Origin of the sequence: Pseudomonas sp. 3296 (assembly GCF_031456615.1) — a bacterium.
GTDB classification, from domain to species: Bacteria; Pseudomonadota; Gammaproteobacteria; order Pseudomonadales; family Pseudomonadaceae; genus Aquipseudomonas; species Aquipseudomonas mucoides.
Map to the genome: position 1 here is coordinate 294035 of NZ_JAVDUY010000005.1, position 18843 is coordinate 312877.

19 protein-coding genes are annotated in these 18843 nt (G+C 59.9%); 16 read left to right on the forward strand and 3 right to left on the reverse strand.

Features of this window, described 5'->3' with window-relative positions:
- Nucleotides 1–32 precede the first annotated feature (32 nt).
- The 11 genes from J2X66_RS15420 (at nucleotide 33) to J2X66_RS15470 (ending at nucleotide 9973) form a co-directional block, all read left to right on the forward strand.
- Nucleotides 33–1400 (forward strand): MFS transporter, encoded by a 1368-nt coding sequence (locus J2X66_RS15420; protein ID WP_310265762.1) that lies wholly within the window; start codon nucleotides 33–35, stop codon nucleotides 1398–1400.
- On the forward strand, nucleotides 1381–1806 hold the full coding sequence (locus tag J2X66_RS15425) for a DUF4440 domain-containing protein (RefSeq protein ID WP_310265765.1): 426 nt from the start codon (nucleotides 1381–1383) through the stop codon (nucleotides 1804–1806). Before J2X66_RS15420 ends, J2X66_RS15425 begins: the two co-directional genes overlap by 20 nt.
- A 282-nt stretch (nucleotides 1807–2088) precedes the next feature.
- Nucleotides 2089–3003 carry a glutamate/aspartate ABC transporter substrate-binding protein gene (locus J2X66_RS15430; RefSeq protein WP_310265767.1) on the forward strand — a complete coding sequence of 305 codons (915 nt, stop codon included), beginning with the start codon at nucleotides 2089–2091 and terminating at the stop codon, nucleotides 3001–3003.
- Between the two features lie 192 nt (nucleotides 3004–3195).
- On the forward strand, nucleotides 3196–3942 hold the full coding sequence (locus tag J2X66_RS15435; protein WP_027922827.1) for an amino acid ABC transporter permease: 747 nt from the start codon (nucleotides 3196–3198) through the stop codon (nucleotides 3940–3942).
- Complete coding sequence (locus tag J2X66_RS15440; protein ID WP_310265769.1) at nucleotides 3942–4613, forward strand: ABC transporter permease subunit; 672 nt, start codon at nucleotides 3942–3944, stop codon at nucleotides 4611–4613. The genes J2X66_RS15435 and J2X66_RS15440 overlap by 1 nt, the downstream gene beginning before the upstream one ends.
- Complete coding sequence (locus J2X66_RS15445) at nucleotides 4610–5344, forward strand: amino acid ABC transporter ATP-binding protein (protein WP_310265772.1); 735 nt, start codon at nucleotides 4610–4612, stop codon at nucleotides 5342–5344. The genes J2X66_RS15440 and J2X66_RS15445 overlap by 4 nt, the downstream gene beginning before the upstream one ends.
- Before the next feature lie 137 nt (nucleotides 5345–5481).
- On the forward strand, nucleotides 5482–7383 hold the full coding sequence (locus J2X66_RS15450) for a sensor histidine kinase (RefSeq protein WP_310265775.1): 1902 nt from the start codon (nucleotides 5482–5484) through the stop codon (nucleotides 7381–7383).
- The gene (locus tag J2X66_RS15455) at nucleotides 7380–8708 is read left to right on the forward strand and encodes a sigma-54 dependent transcriptional regulator (RefSeq protein WP_310265778.1); all 1329 of its coding nucleotides are present in this window, start codon (nucleotides 7380–7382) and stop codon (nucleotides 8706–8708) included. Before J2X66_RS15450 ends, J2X66_RS15455 begins: the two co-directional genes overlap by 4 nt.
- 8 nt (nucleotides 8709–8716) lie before the next feature.
- Nucleotides 8717–9046: a GlpM family protein gene (locus tag J2X66_RS15460; RefSeq protein ID WP_310266206.1), complete on the forward strand. Its 330-nt coding sequence runs from the start codon at nucleotides 8717–8719 to the stop codon at nucleotides 9044–9046.
- Between the two features lie 158 nt (nucleotides 9047–9204).
- A complete protein-coding gene (locus tag J2X66_RS15465; RefSeq protein WP_310266208.1) occupies nucleotides 9205–9579 on the forward strand; it encodes a transporter in 375 nt (124 codons plus the stop codon).
- A complete protein-coding gene (locus J2X66_RS15470) occupies nucleotides 9572–9973 on the forward strand; it encodes a transporter (protein WP_310265779.1) in 402 nt (133 codons plus the stop codon). The genes J2X66_RS15465 and J2X66_RS15470 overlap by 8 nt, the downstream gene beginning before the upstream one ends.
- 41 nt (nucleotides 9974–10014) lie before the next feature.
- Here the strand turns inward: J2X66_RS15470 and J2X66_RS15475 are convergent, their stop codons facing one another.
- A complete protein-coding gene (locus J2X66_RS15475; RefSeq protein WP_310265782.1) occupies nucleotides 10015–10767 on the reverse strand; it encodes a MipA/OmpV family protein in 753 nt (250 codons plus the stop codon).
- 219 nt (nucleotides 10768–10986) lie between these two features.
- On the opposite strand from J2X66_RS15475, the gene J2X66_RS15480 reads away from it, so the two are divergent.
- The 5 genes from J2X66_RS15480 (at nucleotide 10987) to J2X66_RS15500 (ending at nucleotide 17201) form a co-directional block, all read left to right on the forward strand.
- Nucleotides 10987–11685 (forward strand): MtnX-like HAD-IB family phosphatase, encoded by a 699-nt coding sequence (locus J2X66_RS15480; protein ID WP_310265784.1) that lies wholly within the window; start codon nucleotides 10987–10989, stop codon nucleotides 11683–11685.
- Nucleotides 11678–13072 (forward strand): aminotransferase class III-fold pyridoxal phosphate-dependent enzyme, encoded by a 1395-nt coding sequence (locus J2X66_RS15485; RefSeq protein ID WP_310265786.1) that lies wholly within the window; start codon nucleotides 11678–11680, stop codon nucleotides 13070–13072. The genes J2X66_RS15480 and J2X66_RS15485 overlap by 8 nt, the downstream gene beginning before the upstream one ends.
- Nucleotides 13069–13947, forward strand: coding sequence for an alpha/beta fold hydrolase (locus J2X66_RS15490; protein ID WP_310265788.1), 879 nt, complete (start codon nucleotides 13069–13071; stop codon nucleotides 13945–13947). Before J2X66_RS15485 ends, J2X66_RS15490 begins: the two co-directional genes overlap by 4 nt.
- A 103-nt stretch (nucleotides 13948–14050) precedes the next feature.
- Entirely contained in the window at nucleotides 14051–15823 is a 1773-nt protein-coding gene (locus tag J2X66_RS15495) for an ATP-binding protein (protein WP_310265790.1), read from the forward strand.
- Nucleotides 15813–17201 carry a sigma-54 dependent transcriptional regulator gene (locus J2X66_RS15500; RefSeq protein WP_310265792.1) on the forward strand — a complete coding sequence of 463 codons (1389 nt, stop codon included), beginning with the start codon at nucleotides 15813–15815 and terminating at the stop codon, nucleotides 17199–17201. Before J2X66_RS15495 ends, J2X66_RS15500 begins: the two co-directional genes overlap by 11 nt.
- A gap of 35 nt (nucleotides 17202–17236) precedes the next feature.
- Here the strand turns inward: J2X66_RS15500 and J2X66_RS15505 are convergent, their stop codons facing one another.
- The gene (locus J2X66_RS15505; RefSeq protein ID WP_310265795.1) at nucleotides 17237–18145 is read right to left on the reverse strand and encodes a hypothetical protein; all 909 of its coding nucleotides are present in this window, start codon (nucleotides 18143–18145) and stop codon (nucleotides 17237–17239) included.
- Nucleotides 18142–18837 carry a hypothetical protein gene (locus J2X66_RS15510; RefSeq protein WP_310265796.1) on the reverse strand — a complete coding sequence of 232 codons (696 nt, stop codon included), beginning with the start codon at nucleotides 18835–18837 and terminating at the stop codon, nucleotides 18142–18144. The genes J2X66_RS15505 and J2X66_RS15510 overlap by 4 nt, the downstream gene beginning before the upstream one ends.
- Between the last annotated feature and the right edge of the window lie 6 nt (nucleotides 18838–18843).

An 18843-nucleotide genomic window follows, 5' to 3' on the forward strand; every position in this document is an offset into this window, starting at 1 on the left:
GCCCCTATGCTGCACGGCAAAGGGGATACAACATGAACTATCGCTATAAAATCGCGCTCATTTTTCTGATCGGCTTCTTTATTGACTGCATCAATATATTCATGTCCGCCGTGGCATTGCCAAGTATATCGGCAACTTTACAAGTCAGTACTGCTTCCGTGGCGTGGGTCGCCAATGCTTACATTCTCGGTTTGACGTTGATCATTCCGGTGAGCACCTGGCTGGCCGGACGTTTTGGCAGCCGGGAAATGCTCACCGCATCGATGCTCGTGTTCACAGGATCGGTATGGATGTGTGGATTGGCCGACAGCTTCCACGAACTGGTTATCTGGCGTTTCGTGCAAGGGGTTGGCGGTGGCTTGTTGATCCCGGTCGGCCAGGCGCTGACATTCAACCTGTTTCAGGGCGAGCAGCGGGCGAAGATTTCCACGCTGGTGATGGCTGTCGCACTGATCGCGCCGGCGATTTCGCCGACCGTGGGCGGGATCATCGTCGACAGCAGCTCCTGGCGCTGGGTGTTCTACAGCAACATTCCGTTTTCGCTGATCGCCGCCGGGCTGTCGTGGTTCTGGATCAAGGAGACCAAACCGAGCAGCTTGCCACGTCCGGATATCAAAGGTCTGTTTCTGGTCAGCGCTGCACTCGCCAGCCTGTTGATGGGCATGTCACTGTACGGCGGCGACTACCCGGCGCTGGCGGCGCTGGCCTGTGTAATGGCAGGCCTGATGTTCATCGCTTTGTACTTGCGGCACGACCGCCGTTGCGGCAACGCGATCATCGAACTGAGCCTGCTCAAAAGTAAAAAGCTCAGTACCTCGATCTTCATCTATTACGCGATTCCCGGTGTGTTCACCGGGGTCAACCTGATGAGCATTTTCTTCCTGCAGAACACCCTGCAGTTCAGCGCCAGGCTGACAGGAATGTTCATGATTCTCTACGCCATCGGCGCGTTCATCGCGATGACCATTTGCGGTCGAGTCTACAACCGGATCGGCGCCAAACGCTTGTTCACCCTCGGCATGCTGCTGCACAGCGCTGGCATCGCCACGCTGATGCTGGTGAATGCGCCATCGGATCTCTGGATAATCTTCATCGCGTACAGCCTGATGGGGATCGGCGGCGGCATCGGCGCCAACACCGCGCAGACCACTTCACTGATGGACTTTGCCGGGGGCGATACACACAAGGCCAGTGTGATCTGGAACATCAACCGACAGATGTCCTTCAGCTTCGGTGCCGCGCTGTTTCTGATGATCTTCAACCTTCTGCTCAAGCAGCTCGACATCACGGCGGCCTACCACGCGACGTTTGCTATTGCGGCGCTGATCGGGTTGTTCCCTCTGTTTCAGATGAGCCAATTGAACCCTCCAAAGGAATGCCATGAACAACAACCTGGTTGAACAAGCACACCACAGTATTCATCACGTCCATGAACTGATTCATCGCGTGTTTACCGATGAAGACGGTGCCGGTGAAGCGAGCCTTACACCTCTGATGGAGGTCTTTGCCGAGCACTTCAGCATGATCACCACTTCAGCCGCAGTGATCGGACGCGTTCAGGTCGAGCAGCTGTTCAAAGGCGCGGTGGGCGCCCGAAAAGGCCTGGAGATCATGATCAGCGATCTGCACACGGTCTGGCACGAAGGCGTGACCGTGGCGCTGCGCTACAAAGAAACCCATCGTCTGAATGACGTCGAAACGGCGCGCATCTCGCTCGCGATCCTGCGTGTTCAGCACGACCACGTCCAATGGGTGTATCTGCACGAAACGGATGTGCGCCCCGTCGCACCTGTTATTCGTATTTGATTGCTTGCCGGTCTGGCACGGAGTTTAAGATGTTCGGTTTTCCGAACGCGCCCCGTCAGTCGATTCGGTTAACCGGACTATTCCTTGCGAAAAATAGCGCCATAAATATTTAATCCTCTTATAAATCAATACGTTGATCTATCTCGCCTGGCCTGGCACGAGTCATGCTCTACACTTCTTCGACGAATGCCTGTTGCGCCTCTTCAGGAGCCAGCCAGCATTCGAAGCACAAAAGGGCCGACGAACTGGCTCCATAAAAAAAACAATGTCGAGGAAAATTTGATGCGCATCGTTCCCCATATCCTGGGCGCAGCCATTGCTGCCGCTCTGATCAGCACTCCGGTTTTCGCCGCCGAACTCACCGGCACCCTGAAAAAGATCAAAGAGTCCGGTGTCATCACCCTCGGGCATCGTGACGCGTCCATTCCGTTTTCCTACATCGCGGATGCTTCCGGTAAACCGGTTGGCTACTCCCACGATATCCAGCTGAAAATCGTTGAAGCCATCAAGAAAGACCTGGACATGCCCAACCTCCAGGTCAAATACAACCTGGTGACCTCGCAGACCCGTATCCCGCTGGTGCAGAACGGCACCGTGGACGTCGAGTGCGGCTCCACCACCAACAACGTCGAGCGTCAGCAGCAAGTGGACTTCTCTGTCGGCATCTTCGAGATCGGCACCCGTCTGCTGTCCAAGAAAGATTCGCCGTACAAAGACTTCACCGACCTGAAAGGCAAGAACGTCGTGACCACCGCCGGCACCACGTCCGAGCGCATCCTTAAATCGATGAACGCCGACAAGCAAATGGGCATGAACGTCATCTCCGCCAAAGACCACGGCGAGTCCTTCCAGATGCTGGAATCGGGCCGCGCTGTTGCCTTCATGATGGACGACGCCCTGCTGGCAGGCGAAGCCGCCAAAGCCAAGAAAGCAGATGACTGGGCCGTCACCGGTACTCCACAGTCCTACGAAATCTACGGTTGCATGGTCCGCAAGGGCGACGAGCCGTTCAAAAAGGCTGTGGATGACGCCATCATCGCCACCTACAAGTCGGGCGAGATCAACAAGATCTACGACAAATGGTTCATGGCACCGATCCCACCTAAAGGCCTGAACCTGAACTTCCCGATGAGCGACGAGCTCAAGGCCCTGATCGCCAATCCGACCGATAAAGCGGCTGACGACAAGAAGTCCTGATTTTCTGACTAACCTTATCTCCTGAGAGGGCCACTGCCCTCCCAGGAGTTTGTCACTCCCTGCTGGCATTTCTGGAAACACTCGAACCGTTGGCTGTCGAGCCGGTCGCGTGTGCCCGACTTTCAAGTCGGGTGGGAACGGAGCTTCCCCAGGCGGGCACTTGTACATCGATCGATCTGAGGGGAGACCCTAATGAATTACAACTGGGACTGGGGCGTGTTCTTCAAGTCCACCGGCGTTGGCAGCGAGACCTATCTCGACTGGTACATCGCCGGCTTGGGCTGGACCATTGCCATCGCCATCGTGGCCTGGATCATTGCCCTGACACTGGGCTCGATTCTGGGTGTCATGCGCACCGTGCCGAATCGCATCGTATCGGGCATCGCGACCTGCTACGTCGAACTCTTCCGTAACGTGCCGCTGCTGGTTCAGCTGTTCATCTGGTACTTCCTGGTGCCCGATCTGCTACCGCAAAACCTGCAGGACTGGTACAAACAGGACCTCAATCCGACCACCTCGGCTTTCCTCAGCGTCGTCGTCTGCCTGGGCCTGTTCACCACTGCTCGCGTTTGCGAACAAGTGCGCACCGGCATTCAGGCCCTGCCCAAAGGTCAGGAAGCCGCGGCCCGCGCCATGGGGTTCAAGCTGCCGCAGATCTACTGGAATGTGCTGCTGCCGCAAGCCTACCGGATCATCATTCCGCCGCTCACCTCGGAATTCCTGAACGTGTTCAAGAACACGTCCGTGGCCTCGCTGATCGGCCTGATGGAGTTGCTTGCGCAAACCAAACAGACCGCCGAGTTCTCTGCCAACCTGTTCGAGGCGTTCACCCTGGCGACCCTGATCTACTTCACCCTGAACATGAGCCTGATGCTGCTGATGCGTCTGGTCGAGAAGAAAGTCGCCGTACCGGGCCTGATCTCCGTAGGGGGTAAATGATGGAATTCGACTTCTCGGGCATCATCCCTTCCCTGCCGGGTTTGTGGAACGGCATGGTCATGACCCTGCAGCTGATGGCCATGGGCGTGATCGGCGGGATCATCCTCGGTACCATCCTGGCACTGTGCCGCCTGTCCCACAGCAAACTGCTGTCGAACCTGGCCGGCGCTTACGTCAACTACTTCCGTTCGATTCCGTTGCTGCTGGTGATCACCTGGTTCTACCTGGCAGTGCCGTTTGTGCTGCGCTGGATCACCGGCGAAGACACCCCGATCGGCGCATTCGCCTCGTGCATCGTGGCCTTCATGATGTTCGAAGCCGCGTACTTCTGCGAAATCGTCCGGGCCGGTGTGCAGTCGATTCCCAAGGGCCAGATGGGCGCAGCCCAGGCGCTGGGCATGACGTACGGCCAGATGATGCGTCTGATCATCCTGCCGCAAGCGTTCCGCAAGATGACCCCGCTGTTGCTGCAACAGAGCATCATCCTGTTCCAGGACACCTCGCTGGTTTACGCGGTCGGCCTGGTGGACTTCCTCAACGCCTCGCGTGCCAGCGGCGACATCATTGGCCGCTCCAATGAGTTCCTGATCTTCGCAGGTCTCGTGTACTTCACAATCAGCTTTGCCGCCTCGCTGCTGGTCAAGCGTCTGCAAAAAAGGTTTGCCGTATGATCTCTATCAAGAACATCAACAAGTGGTATGGCGACTTCCAGGTACTGACTGATTGCAGCACCGAGGTCAAAAAAGGCGAAGTGATCGTGGTGTGCGGGCCGTCCGGTTCCGGCAAATCCACGCTGATCAAATGCGTCAACGCATTGGAACCGTTCCAGAAAGGCGACATCGTGGTCGATGGCACGTCCATCGCCGACCCGAAGACCAACCTGCCGAAACTGCGTTCGCGCGTGGGCATGGTGTTCCAGCATTTCGAACTGTTCCCGCACCTGACCATCACCGAAAACCTGACTATCGCGCAGATCAAGGTGTTGGGCCGCAGCAAGGAAGAAGCGACCCAGAAAGGCCTGCAACTGCTTGAGCGCGTCGGGCTGTCCGCCCATGCGCACAAGCATCCGGGCCAGCTGTCCGGTGGTCAGCAACAGCGTGTGGCGATTGCCCGTGCGCTGGCGATGGACCCGATCGTCATGCTGTTCGACGAACCGACCTCGGCGCTCGACCCGGAAATGGTCAACGAAGTGCTCGACGTCATGGTGCAACTGGCCCACGAAGGCATGACCATGATGTGCGTGACCCACGAAATGGGCTTCGCCCGTAAAGTGGCGGACCGTGTGATCTTCATGGACGCGGGCAAAATCATCGAGGACTGCCAGAAAGAAGAGTTCTTCGGCGATATCACCGCCCGTGCCGAACGTACACAGCATTTCCTCAACAAGATTCTGCAGCACTAGGAAAACACCGCTCCCTGTAGGAGCACGGCTTGCCGGCGATGGCGTCCTGGCGGATGTCATCGCCGGCAAGCCGTGCTCCTACAGGGGGCTGGTGATGATCCAAAGATTTGTGTTGTGGTTGACCCAAGGCATCTGTGATGAAATGCGACCCCTCTCTCCATCGCGCAGCGCCGCCATCACTCGCCGTGAAACCCCGTCTGATTCGCCATTTGTTCCTGCCGCCGCTGATCATCACCCTGATGGTCGGACTGGGTTACGCCGGCTTCTGGATCAGTGAACACTATGGCATTCGCAGCCTCAGCGAGAACGGCCAGCGCCAGCTCGAACTGCACGCCCGCGCCGTCGAGAGTGAGATCAGCAAATACACCTACCTGCCCAGCCTGCTGGAACTCGAATCCAGTGTGTCGAAACTGCTGGCCGACCCATCGCCGGAACACCGGCAAACGGTCAATGATTACCTTGAAGGCCTGAACCGGCGCAGCCGCAGTCGGGCTATCTATGTGATGGACACTACCGGTCGCGTCATGGCCACCAGCAACTGGCGCGATGTCGACAGTTACCTCGGTGAAGACCTGTCCTTCCGCGCCTATTTCCAGAACGCCATTCGCGGCCAGCCGGGACGTTTCTACGGTATCGGCAGTACCAACGGCGAGCCCGGTTACTACCTCGCCCACGGCTTGGAAGAACACGGCAAGATCATCGGCGTCGCGGTGGTCAAAGTGCGTCTCGAAGCCATGGAAGAGCGCTGGCAGCGGGCGCGCCTCGAAGCGTTCGTCAGCGACGAAAACGGCATCATCATCCTCTCCAGCGATCCGGCGCGACGCCTGAAGTCGGTCGTGCCGCTGAGCGACGAGACCAAGGAAAAACTCGCCCGCAGCCTTCAGTACTACTGGTTCCCATTGAACGAACTGCAACCGCTGGCCCGTGAAACCCTGGCCGAAGGCGTGGAAAAACTGACCTTCCCGGCCAACAGCGAAGTGGAGTCCGACGAAGAGGACATCAGCTACCTGGCCCAGACCCGGCCCCTGAGCGACACGCCGTGGAATTTCACCCTGCTCACGCCGCTGCAGGATTTGCGCCGCGAGGCGATCAATCAAGGGATTCTGGTAGCGGTGGCCTTCGCTCTGGTGGCGTTCCTGTTGATTGCCTGGAACGAGCGGCGCAAGGTCATCGCCACCCGCCTCGCCGCCCGGGAAGCCTTGCAGGAAGCCAACAATCAACTGGAGCGTCGGATTACCGAACGCACCACCGACCTGCGCGCCAGCAACGAGCGGCTCAAAGGTCAGATCCGCGAGCGCCGACAGGCTGAAGAGACGCTGCGCCGCGCCCAGGATGAGCTGGTGCAGGCCGGCAAACTCGCGGCCATCGGCCAGATGTCGACCAGCATTGCCCACGAATTGAACCAGCCATTGGCAGCGCTGCGCACCTTGTCCGGCAATACCGTGCGTTTTCTGGAGCGCGGTCAGCTGGATGTCGCCAGCACCAACCTGAAGACCATCAACGAATTGATCGACCGCATGGGCCGCATTACCGCCAGCCTGCGCTCCTTCGCCCGTCGTGGTGACGACAAAGGCCAGGCCTGCCTCGGCAAAGCCGTGGACGCGGCCTTGCAACTGCTCGGCAGTCGGGTGGAAAGTGTTCACCTGCAACTGCATCGGGAGTTTGCCGATGTGCAGGTGCAGATCGACCAGACCCGCCTCGAACAGATTCTGGTCAACCTGATCGGCAATGCCCTCGACGCCATGCAGGCCCAGCCGTTGCCGGAACTGTGGCTGGAAGGCGACGAATTCGATGGCAAATATCGCCTGCGCGTGCGCGACAACGGCCACGGCATTGACGCCGAAGCACGCAAGCACCTGTTCGAACCGTTCTTCACCACCAAACCCGGCGAACAGGGGCTGGGCCTCGGCCTGACCCTGTCCGCCAGCCTGGCCGCCGCCACGGGCGGACATTTGGGTGTCGAACACCCGGCCAGCGGTGGTACCACCTTCGTCCTCAGTTTACCGTTGGTAAGCCCCACTCCTGCCGAGCCAATATGAACAACGACCTTAGTGTGCTGATCGTCGAAGACGACCCTCATGTGCTCCTCGGCTGCCAACAAGCGCTGACCCTGGAAGACATTCCCTGCGTTGGAGTCGGCAGCGCCGAGGAAGCACTGGAACGTGTCGGCGACAACTTCGCCGGTATTGTCATCAGCGACATTCGCCTGCCCGGCATCGATGGCCTGGAACTGCTGAACCGGCTCAAGGCCCGTGATCGCAGCCTGCCGGTGGTGCTGATTACCGGTCACGGCGACATCTCCATGGCGGTCGGTGCGATGCAAAAAGGCGCCTATGACTTCATGGAGAAACCCTTCTCCCCGGAACGTCTGGTGGACGTTGCACGCCGTGCATTGGAACAACGCAGCCTCGCCCGCGAAGTGTCTTCGTTGCGCCGGCAATTGGCCGAGCGCGACTCGCTGGAGGGCAGGATCATTGGCCGTTCGCCGGCCATGCAGAACTTGCGCGAGTTGATCGCCAATGTCGCCGACACCTCGGCCAACGTGTTGATCGAAGGCGAGACCGGCACCGGTAAAGAACTGGTCGCGCGTTGTCTGCATGACTTCAGTCGCCGCCACACCAAACAATTCGTCGCGCTGAACTGCGGCGGCTTGCCGGAGAACCTGTTCGAAAGCGAAATTTTCGGTCACGAGGCCAACGCCTTCACCGGCGCCGGCAAGCGGCGAATCGGCAAGATCGAACACGCCGATGGCGGCACGCTGTTCCTCGACGAAGTCGAAAGCATGCCCCTGCCGTTGCAAATCAAATTGCTGCGGGTGTTGCAGGAACGCACCCTCGAACGCCTCGGCTCGAACCAGAGCGTGGCGGTGGATTGCCGGGTGATCGCAGCCACCAAATCCGACCTCGCCGAAACCAGCAAGACCGGCGAATTCCGCAGCGACCTGTATTACCGCTTGAACGTGGTGACCCTGGAACTGCCACCGTTGCGCGAACGGCGCGAAGACATCCTGCAATTGTTCGAGCACTTTCTGCAGCAGTCCTCCCTGCGCTTTGATCGCGCCGTGCCGGAACTGGACAACCAGACCCTGTCGAACCTGATGAGCCACGACTGGCCGGGCAACGTGCGGGAACTGCGCAACGTCGCCGAACGCTTCGCCCTCGGCCTGCCGGCCTTCAAGAAAACCGGCGCCAGTGGCAGCAATCAGGGCCTGGCGTTCGCCGAAGCGGTGGAAGCCTTCGAACGCACCTTGCTCGGCGACGCCTTGCAACGCAGCGGCGGCAACCTGACCCAGGCCAGCCTGGAACTGGGCATGGCCAAGACCACGCTGTTCGACAAAGTCAAAAAGTACGGGCTGAGCCACTGATGGATTTGATGCTCAAAGCGGCGTTGGGCGCGGCAGTGGTGCTGATTCTGGCGGCGCTGGCCAAGACCAAAAACTATTACATCGCCGGGCTGGTGCCGTTGTTTCCGACCTTTGCCCTGATTGCGCATTTCATTGTTGGCAAAGGGCGCTCGGTGGAAGACTTGAAGACCACCATCGTGTTTGGCATGTGGTCGATCATTCCGTATTTCGTCTACCTCGCGACGTTGTATGTGATGGTGGACCGGATGCGATTGGAGGCTTCGTTGGCCGTGGCGGCGGTGGGTTGGCTGATCGCGGCAACAATCCTCGTCACCGTGTGGGTCCGCCTCCACACCTGACACCCCGCCTCCTACAGGGGATCTCCATCAGGCTCACTGGCCCGGCCCTTGCATTTACCCCGCACAGCCCTCTCGGCCGGCCTTCATGTTTGATGAACCCGGTGTCCGGGAGCGTCCGCCAAGGGTGAATCCTGACCGTGCCTATCCTAGATCCCTACCTGACCTTCACCGTCATCCTGCTGGTCGCCTTTTCCATCGTGCTGGACGTCATCGGCCAGCTCTGTTTCAAGCTCGGCCTGGACCGTTTGCCAGAACTCGAAGGCGGTTTTCGGCTGAACGCCTTCTGGGGCCAGGTGTTCAACGCGCCGCTGCTGTGGTGCGGAATCGGCGCTTATACGCTGGAGTTTTTCGTCTGGCTTGAAGCCTTGTCCCGCGCCCCGCTGAGCCTGTTGTTCCCGGCCGGGGCGCTGGCCTATTGCGGCGTGGTGCTGGCGGGCAACGTGGTGCTGGGCGAAACCGTCAGCCGCCGACGCTGGCTGGCAACTTGGGTGATTACGGTGGGCGTGATGCTCGTGTGTGCCGGCCATGCCTGATTCCAGACCGATGGATTGGCTGCACGGGCGGCTCGGTACCGTGGTGCTGTGGGCGCTGCTGATTGTTCTGGAAAGTGCCGGGCAGATTGCGACCAAGGTCGGTGGCGATCAGTTGGGGCAGATGACGTTCACCCTGCAATGGCTCCAGGCCGTGGTGGTCGACCCCGGTGTACTGAGTGCCGTGGGCTGCGGCATCGGCGCGTTTTTTGTGTGGATGCTGATTTTACGGCGCAGCAGTTTGTCGTTGGCGTTTCCGTTGAGCTCATTGGTGTTTGTCGGGGTTCTGCTTGGGTCGTGGCTGGGGTTGGGGGAGCAGATCAGCGGGCTGCACTGGGTGGGGGTGGCGGTGATTATTGGCGGGATTGCGTTGCTGGCCGAAGGTGAAGAAACCTGACCCGGATCGTTCCCACGTTCCGCGTGGGAACGATCAATCCTTCAGTCGAACTTGTATGCAATAGCTGCCTGCACTTCCCCCTGATTGCTATTCCCGACTGCTTTGACAATGCTGCTGTCCGCCGCCGAACCCGTCAGGCGAATCCAGCTCGCGCTGGTCAGCAACGACCAGTGCGGCGCCAACGGAAACTCAAAACTCTGGATCAACGCCACATTCTGCAATCCGCCCCCTGCGTTGTACGGCCGAATCCCGGAAGCCAAGGACTCATTCCCACTGACACCAAAAAACGCCTGACTCTGCCGGGCATTGGCAACGTGCGCCGTCACATTGGAGCTGCCAATCACCCCGCCCCCCACGGGATACCCCACTTCCCCGCCGACCCGGCCCAACACCCCGCCACGCGCGCCGACGGCTTGCCCGACCGAGGCAAACACCCGCCAGAAGTCAGCCGGCGCGTACTGCACAAACCCACCCACTTCGCCCATGTCCGGCACGTCGTGCAAGCCTTGCAGATTACCGTTGGCAGTCCGTCCCGGCAGGTAATTCACGAACGGTCCGGCGCTGAAACCGTTGGCCTTCAGCGCGTTCCAGGTCAGGCCATCATCCGTGCTCAGGCTGACATCGCCCCAGTCCAGATCGAGGTACGGCACCGGCCGGACTTCGTAGCGACTGCCGCTCGGATCGTGTGGCTGATAGCTGAGGCCCGCCCCGGCCTCTCCGGTAATGCCGGCCGCTGAAACACTGGCCGACAGACTCGTCAGCGCGGCGCATAGAACAACAGTGATCCTCGACATGAGGCCATTCCTTGTACGGGATAGGCGCGCATCAATCCCCGATTCAACTCCCCCACGCAAGCACTCATGTTGTTTGTAGCGACCTACAAAAATTGTAGCTTCGCCACCACCAATTCCTGCCAAAGCCCCCGCTCTGCTGGGCCAAACCCGGTTGGCACAGTCCCTGCTCTATCCCCTTGGCAAGCGCTGACAGCGCGCAACGCCCAATAGGTACTGCAGATGATTGACTGGCATATCGTGTGTGATTTCGACGGGACCATCACCCGCACCGACGTGATCGACAGCATCCTCCAACGCTTCGCCGAGCCGAGTTGGGAAGCGATCGAAAACGAGTGGCAGGCCGGTAGCATCGGTTCCCGTGAATGCCTCAGCCGCCAGCTCGCGCTGGTCAAGGCCACACCCAATGAACTGCTCGGGTTCTTCGACTCCATCGAGATCGACCCGGACTTCCCCGACTTCGTCGACCACGCCATCGGCCTCGGCGCTTCGTTTGAAGTGGTCAGCGACGGCATCGAACAAGGCATCGCCCGGATCCTGGCGCGCCACTACGTCAGCCTGTTGCCGATTCTCGCCAACCGCTTGCGCCAGCTCGACCACGACAGCTGGCGCATTGACTTCCCGCATGCCAGCGACGCCTGCCGCGCCGCCTCCGGCAACTGCAAATGCAAATCCACCCCCAGCACTAAACGCGTGCTGGTGATCGGTGATGGCCAGTCCGACATGTGCGTGGCCGCCACCGCCGATTTCGTGTTCGCCAAGGATCGCCTGGCCGAGCACTGCGAGCGCAACGGCATCGCCCATGCGCGCTTTGACAGCTTCGCCGAACTCCCGGCCCTGTTGGCCCTGCTGCCAAACGCCAGCGCTGCCAATGCCACCACTTTCAACGCAGAAGCACAGGAACTCTTCCACCATGTCTGATATTCGAATCGCGACCCCTGAAGACCAGATCCTCCTGGATAAAGAAGCCAAATACTGCTCGTACGGCGACACCGTTCACTACATCGACCCGCCGCGTATTTTCAGCCGCTGCAAAGGCTCCTACGTCTGGGACACCGAAGACCAGGCCTACCTCGACCTGCAAATGTGGTACTCGGCCGTCAACTTCGGCTACGCCAATCCACGCCTGAACAACGCGCTGAAACAACAGATCGACACCCTGCCGCAAATCGCCAGCCAGTACCTGCACAAAGGCAAGATCGAGCTTTCGGAAATGATCGCGGTCGACGCCAAGAAGAAGTTCGGCGTCGACGGTCGGGTACACTTCAACGTCGGTGGTTCGCAGTCCATCGAGGACTCGCTGAAGGTCGTGCGCAACGCCACCAACGGCAAAAGCCTGATGTTCGCCTTCGAGGGCGGTTACCACGGTCGAACCCTCGGTGCCTCGTCGATCACCTCCAGTTACCGCTATCGTCGCCGCTACGGCCACTTCGGCGAGCGGGCGCAGTTCATCCCGTTCCCGTACCACTTCCGTGGCCCGAAAGGCATGACCAAGGAAGAATACGGCAGCCAATGTGTACGGAATTTCGCCCGGTTGTTCGAGACCGAATACAACGGCGTCTGGGACCCGAAAGTCGGCCAGAGTGAATACGCAGCCTTCTACGTCGAGCCGATCCAGGGCACCGGCGGCTACGTGATACCGCCGATGAACTTCTACAGCGAACTCAAGCATGTGCTGGATCAGCACGGCATCCTGATGGTGGTCGACGAAATCCAGATGGGTTTCTACCGCACCGGCAAGCTGTGGTCGATCGAGCACTTCGACGTCAAACCGGACGTCATCGTCTTCGGCAAAGCCTTGACCAACGGCCTCAATCCGCTGGGCGGCATCTGGGCCAAGGAAGAGTTGATCAACCCGAAAATCTTCCCGCCGGGTTCAACCCATTCGACCTTCGCCTCCAACCCGCTGGGCACGGCGGTGGGCCTGGAAATGTTCAAGATGACCAGCGAGTTCGACTACGGCGCCATGGTGATGAACAAGGGCAAATACTTCCTCGAAGGCCTGAAAGACTTGCAGAAGCGCTACCCGATCATTGGTGACGTCGACGGTCTGGGCCTGGCCCTGCGTTGCGAAATCTGTGGCCCGGACGGCTTCACGCCGGACAAGGCGACCCTGGATTTCATGGTCGATGAAGGCATGAAGGGCGACATCGAAATCAACGGCAAACGCCTCGGCTTGATCCTCGATGTGGGCGGTTACTACAAAAACGTGATCACCCTCGCGCCTTCGCTGGAAATCAGCTATCAGGAAATCGACCTCGGCATCGCCTTGCTCGACCGCTTGCTTGATCGGGCCATGAAACGATGAATGCCGCAGAGATCGACATGGGCGAAGGCAGCGCCGGTTTCGTTCTCGGCTCTGGGGAGGTCGCGGTGTTGTTGATCCACGGCCTCACCGGCACCCCGACCGAGTTGCGTCGGGTGGCCATGGGTCTGGCCAAGGCCGGGTGCACGGTGTATGTGCCGACCCTGGCCGGCCATTGCGGGAACAACGCCGACCTGCAAGCCACCGGTTGGCGCGACTGGTACGAGAGCGCGCGCAACACGTTCGTGGGCGTGCGGCGCAAACACAAGCACGTGTTCGTCGGCGGTTTGTCCATGGGCGCGGTGTTGTCGATGTACCTGGCCGCCGAGCATCCGGGGCAGATCGAAGGGTTGTTGCTGTATTCGACGACCCTGCGCTACGACGGCTGGAACATGCCCTGGGTGGCGAAATTGAGCAGTCTGGTGATGTCGATTCCGTACGGCGTGCACCTGTGTCGCTTCAACGAAAAATCACCGTTCGGCATCAAGGACGAACGCTTGCGCGCGATTGTCGAGCGGCAGATGAAGGCCGGTGAAAGCAGCAATGCCGGGCTGCTGACCATGTCCGGGGTCAGCGTTCGCGAACTGCATCGGCTGGTGGCGGCGGTGAAAAAACGCATGCCGCAGATCACCACTCAGGCATTGGTGCTGCACTCGAAGGAAGACGACATCACCAGCGCCTGGAACGCCGATTACGTGGAACGAAAACTCGGGGGGCCGGTGGTGAAAGTCCTGCTCGACGATTGCTATCACATGATCACCGTCGACCTGCAATACCGCCGCGTGGTGGAGCTGAGCGCCGATTTCATCCAGCACCGTTTCATGCAACAGGGCTACACCCCGCAACCCGTGCGCCAGGATTACCGCCAACTGGCCTGAACACGACCTGTAGCAACTGTCGAAGCCTGCTGCTACAGGGCGAAGTCGGCTACTGTATTGAAACGGTTTATCCAATCGGACCTGCTGCGATAAGCGAAACCCAATGACCCAAGAATCACCCGTCACCGCCCGACCGTTCGCCCTCTCCGGCTGGAGCCTGCAACGCAAACTGGTGCTCGCCTTCTGGTTGGTCAGCGTGATCCCGACCATGATTGCCGCCGAACTGGCGGCCACCACGCTGTCGCAGATTTTCGACAGCAACGTGCGCATCTGGCTGCAGGAATCGACCAAGATTGTCGAAGACGAAATCAGCGAAATTCTCCACGAAAACGCCCGAGCGGCGCAGTTGTTCCTGCGTTATACCCGCCCACCCACGGATCGACTATCGACCCGACACGATCAACTGACCGCCGACATCGCTGACTCGATGGGCATCGACGTGGTGGCACTGGTGCGTAACAGCGATCACAAAGTGCTCTTCAGCACCGTCTCCGACGACATCACCCGCCAGATCAGCACCGCCCCCAAAGCGGTGTTGCAGACCCTGCAAGTCGGCGGCGTGGCAACCGGCACGGTGGTCTCGACCTTCGAGACCGAACAGCAAGGCATCGACTACAAACTGGTGGTCGCCACTTACCTGGACAGCAGTTTCCTCACCAGTGTGGCCGATGTGCATTCCCTTGATTTGCGCTTGTACCTGGCCAAGGCCAATGACTTTTCGGAAGTCTTCTCGACACAGCGCTTCGAAGATCACCCGGCGACTGTGCCGGAGAACATCGAACAGATCCTGCGCACCACCAAGCAACCCATCGAACAATTCACCAACCGCTACAGCGGTATCTATCAGCCGATATTCAACGAAAACGGCCAGTTGCAAGGCGTGATTTTCAGTGGCCTGCTGCGACACACCAGCCTGGTCGGGCTGGTGAACCAGAGCAACCTGTTCATCCTGATTTTTCTGCTCAGCTCGGCGGCGTCCCTGGCGGTCGGCTGGCTGGTGTCGCAGCGACTGACCAAGCCGTTGCGCGGGCTCTCAAAAGGCGTTCAAGCGGTGATCGCCGGCGATTACCGCCAGCGTTTGACCGTCACCGGCGGCGACGAACTGGCGGAACTGAGCAGTACCTTCAACCATATGAGCGAACGCCTCGGCGAATTGCAGCACCTGGAATCGCAGCTGCGCCGTCGCGACCGTCTGCACGCGCTGGGCGAAGTGGCGATGGGCCTGGCCCATGAAATCCGCAACCCGCTGGGCATCATCAAAACCGCCACGCAGTTGCTGCACCGGCGCGCCGACTTACCCGAGACCGACAAGCGTCACCTGGAATACGTGGTCAGCGAAGTCAGCCGGATCAATGACCTGATCACTGACTTTCTCGACTTCGCCAAGCCCAGCGCACCGATGCGCTCGACACAATTGGCGCGTCCGCTGGTGGATGAGCTGATCGGCTTCTGCGCCCCGGAACTGGCCAGCCACCACATCGAAGTGGTCATCGAGGACCGGGCGCCGGCCGCGACCCTATACGCCGATGCGCGGCAACTCAAGCAGGCCGGGCTGAACCTGATCGTCAATGCCATCGACGCCATGCCCGAGGGCGGTCGCCTGACCGTCGGGATCAGTAGCGAACAGCACTACACCGTTATCCGCATCACAGACACCGGCCAGGGCATCGCACCGGACATGCTCGAACGGATCTTCACGCCGTTCGTCACCACCAAGGCGTCCGGCACCGGGCTGGGTCTGGCCAAGGTCTTCTCGATCATGGAAAGTCACGACGGACGCATCGAATGCGTCAGTGAAAAAGAAGCCGGGGCCACCTTCACCTTGTACATTCCGGCCAACGGCGAACCGTTCGACAGGGGCAGTGATGACACATAACGTACTGGTGGTCGACGACGAACCCAAGCTGTGCGACCTGCTGGCATCGGCCTTGAGTCAGAGCGGCATTCAGGTATTCACCGCCGGCAACGGCCTGCACGCGCTCAAGGTACTGGAGGCCGAGGACATCGACCTGGTGATCAGCGACTGGCGCATGCCCGGCATGGACGGCCCGCAATTGCTCGCGGAAATCAAAAGCCGTTATCCGCACTTGCCGGTGATCGTCATGACCGCCTACAGCACGGTGAAAAACGCCGTGCAGTCGATGCGCAACGGCGCCTTCGACTACATCGCCAAGCCGTTCGACATCGACGAACTGGACATCACTGTCAGCAAGGCCCTGCAGTTCCGCGACATCCTCAAAGACAACCAGCGCATGCGCGCCGAACTCGACGAACACCAGCAAATCGACAGCCTGATCGGTGACAGCCCGAGCTTTCGCCGGGTGCTGCACGCCATCGACTCGGTGCGTGAAAGCAACGCTACGATCCTGCTGACCGGCGAGAGCGGCACCGGCAAGGAAATGGTCGCCCGGGCCATCCACAAACACGGCAACCGCGCTGACAAACCGTTTATTGCGGTGAACTGTGCGGCAATCCCTGAAGGCTTGCTGGAAAGCGAAATGTTCGGCCACCGCAAAGGCGCGTTTACCGGCGCGGTGGCGGATCGCGTCGGGCGTTTTATGCAGGCGGACAAGGGCACATTGTTTCTCGATGAAATCGGTGAGATGCCGCTGGCCTTGCAGGCAAAGATCCTGCGGGCGTTGCAGGAGCGGGTGATCGAACCGGTGGGCGATCCGCGTGAGCGCAAGGTGGACGTTCGGGTGATTGCGGCGACGAACAAGAACTTGCTGGAGGCGGTGGCCAACAAGGAGTTTCGCGAAGACCTCTACTACCGCCTAAATGTGTTCCCGATCCCGTTGCCGGCGCTGCGCGAGCGGGTCGAAGACATCGCGCCGCTGGCCCGGCATTTCGCCCACACGCTGGGGGCCACGGCGGGCAAACGCATCACCGGTTTCAGCGCCGAGGCGTTGCAGGCAATGGCCAATTATTCGTGGCCGGGGAATATCCGTGAGCTGCAAAACTGCGTGGAGCGCGCGACCATCGTGGCGTCGGCGGCGGTGATTGAAGAAGATGATCTGCCGGCGTATTTGTTTGCGTCACGATCCGCTGACAGTGGTGTTCTGGTCGCGGAGGGCAGCGTGCCGGCGGACCTGGAAGCGGCGCTGGCGCAAGTGGAGAAGTCCTACATTCTGGCGGCATTGGCGCAGAGCAATGGCGTACAGGCTGCGGCGGCACAGTTGATCGGGATCTCCGAGCGCAGCTTTTGGTATCGGTTGAAAAAGCTCGGCATCCACGTCGACAAAATTGTCAGGTAATGATCGTTCCCACGCGCCGCGTGGCAACGATCGCATCAGTGCGCATACACCTTCTGCAACTGCGCTTGGGTCAACGCATCCTCAAACGGCACCGGCACCGATTTTACCGCCCCGTAGAGATTGCGATAACGCCAGTAACTGCCGTTGTTGGCCAGTTGATAACCGCGCTCGACCACCCGCTGACCATCGAGTACATAACGCAAGGTTTCCTGGGCCGCCGGTGGTGGCGTCGGCTGCATCAGGTCGGTGGCCAGCACCCGCATGGACTCGTCGATGCACTCGTCGAGCACGGCCGTGACCTTTGCCAGGTCAAGACCGCCGTCGTCGATGCATTGACTGCCGCAGCGCCGAATCGGTTGGCTGACCACTTCGATGCGCATGCGATACAGCGCCGAACCGGCGATGTCCTGAACCTGCACCTGATTAATCAGCACAAAACTGCCGCGATCAGGACCGAGCATCAACTTGGGCTCGATCACCAAACGCGCGGTGACGGCCCCCTCGCCCTGCTTGAGCCCGGCCACCTTCGAGGCCTGCTGATAACGCTGTTGCAGACGCTCCTGCAACGGCATGCCGGCGAGCAAGTCGGCCATGGGTCGCGCCTCATCGTGCGCCGCTTTTTCGGCATCGCACTGCAACGTACCACTGCCCATTTGGGTGTTGATCAGGCTGGCGACCAACACGCCAGCAAGCCCGGCACTGATGCCCGAACTCGCCACCCTGTTGTAACTCGACGTCGCGGCGTCCTGGGCAACCTTGGTATCGATTACCGTGCTGGCACCGACAAACGTTGGCGGCAGTTGCACATCGACTTTGAGGCCGTGGGCCTGGACATAGGGCAATGCGCCCTGGTCCTTGAAACCGGCCTCGGGGCCCGGTTTCTGCGCACAGCCGCCCAACATCAGCCACATCAGCGCCGCAGCGGCCGCGCCTGAGCGTTTCATTGTGCGAACGGAGTGATCATTTGCTGACGGCTAGTGTCCATGGCCTGGTAGAAGGCATTGGACAAGTTGGCGTAGTTTGGCTCATCCCACTCGCCTTGGGCGGCTTGCACCGTGGCAAAAGGCTGGAACCACAACAGTTTGTTGTCGGCCAGATCGACCACCATGCCCTGCCCGGTCACCTGGGCCATCGGTGCGCTGGTGGGCACGACGCTGTAGTAGCTGCGAGTGGCGCCGGTGGCGAACACATTGACCAACAACAGGCGATCGACACCGTGAGTCGTTTTGATGGGGGTCAAGTCGCGTGCCGTGTAGCCTTCACGGAAACTGTTTTCCTTGAATTTCTGCAGGTCCAGCGGCTCGTCGATCCGCTTGGCCTTGTAGCCCTTGGCCTGCAACTTGGCGACGATCACATCCGGCAACGTGTTGAGGTCACGGGTCTGCCAGTGCTCGACGTTGTCACTGAGTTTGCTGTTGACGCCACGGTTGATCGCATAATCGATAAGGCCCTGGTTACCGGTCAATGCCAGCACCGGCGCCGGCAGCACCGTGATTGCCACGCCGATGGTCGGCTCTTTGGCATCCCAGAATTGATGGTCCAGCGGTACTGGAGGTTGCACGTGAGCACAGCCCGTGAGGGTCAGACAGGCCAGCAACGTGATGGCAGCCCAGGTACGAAACGCGTAAAAGGTCATGGATCA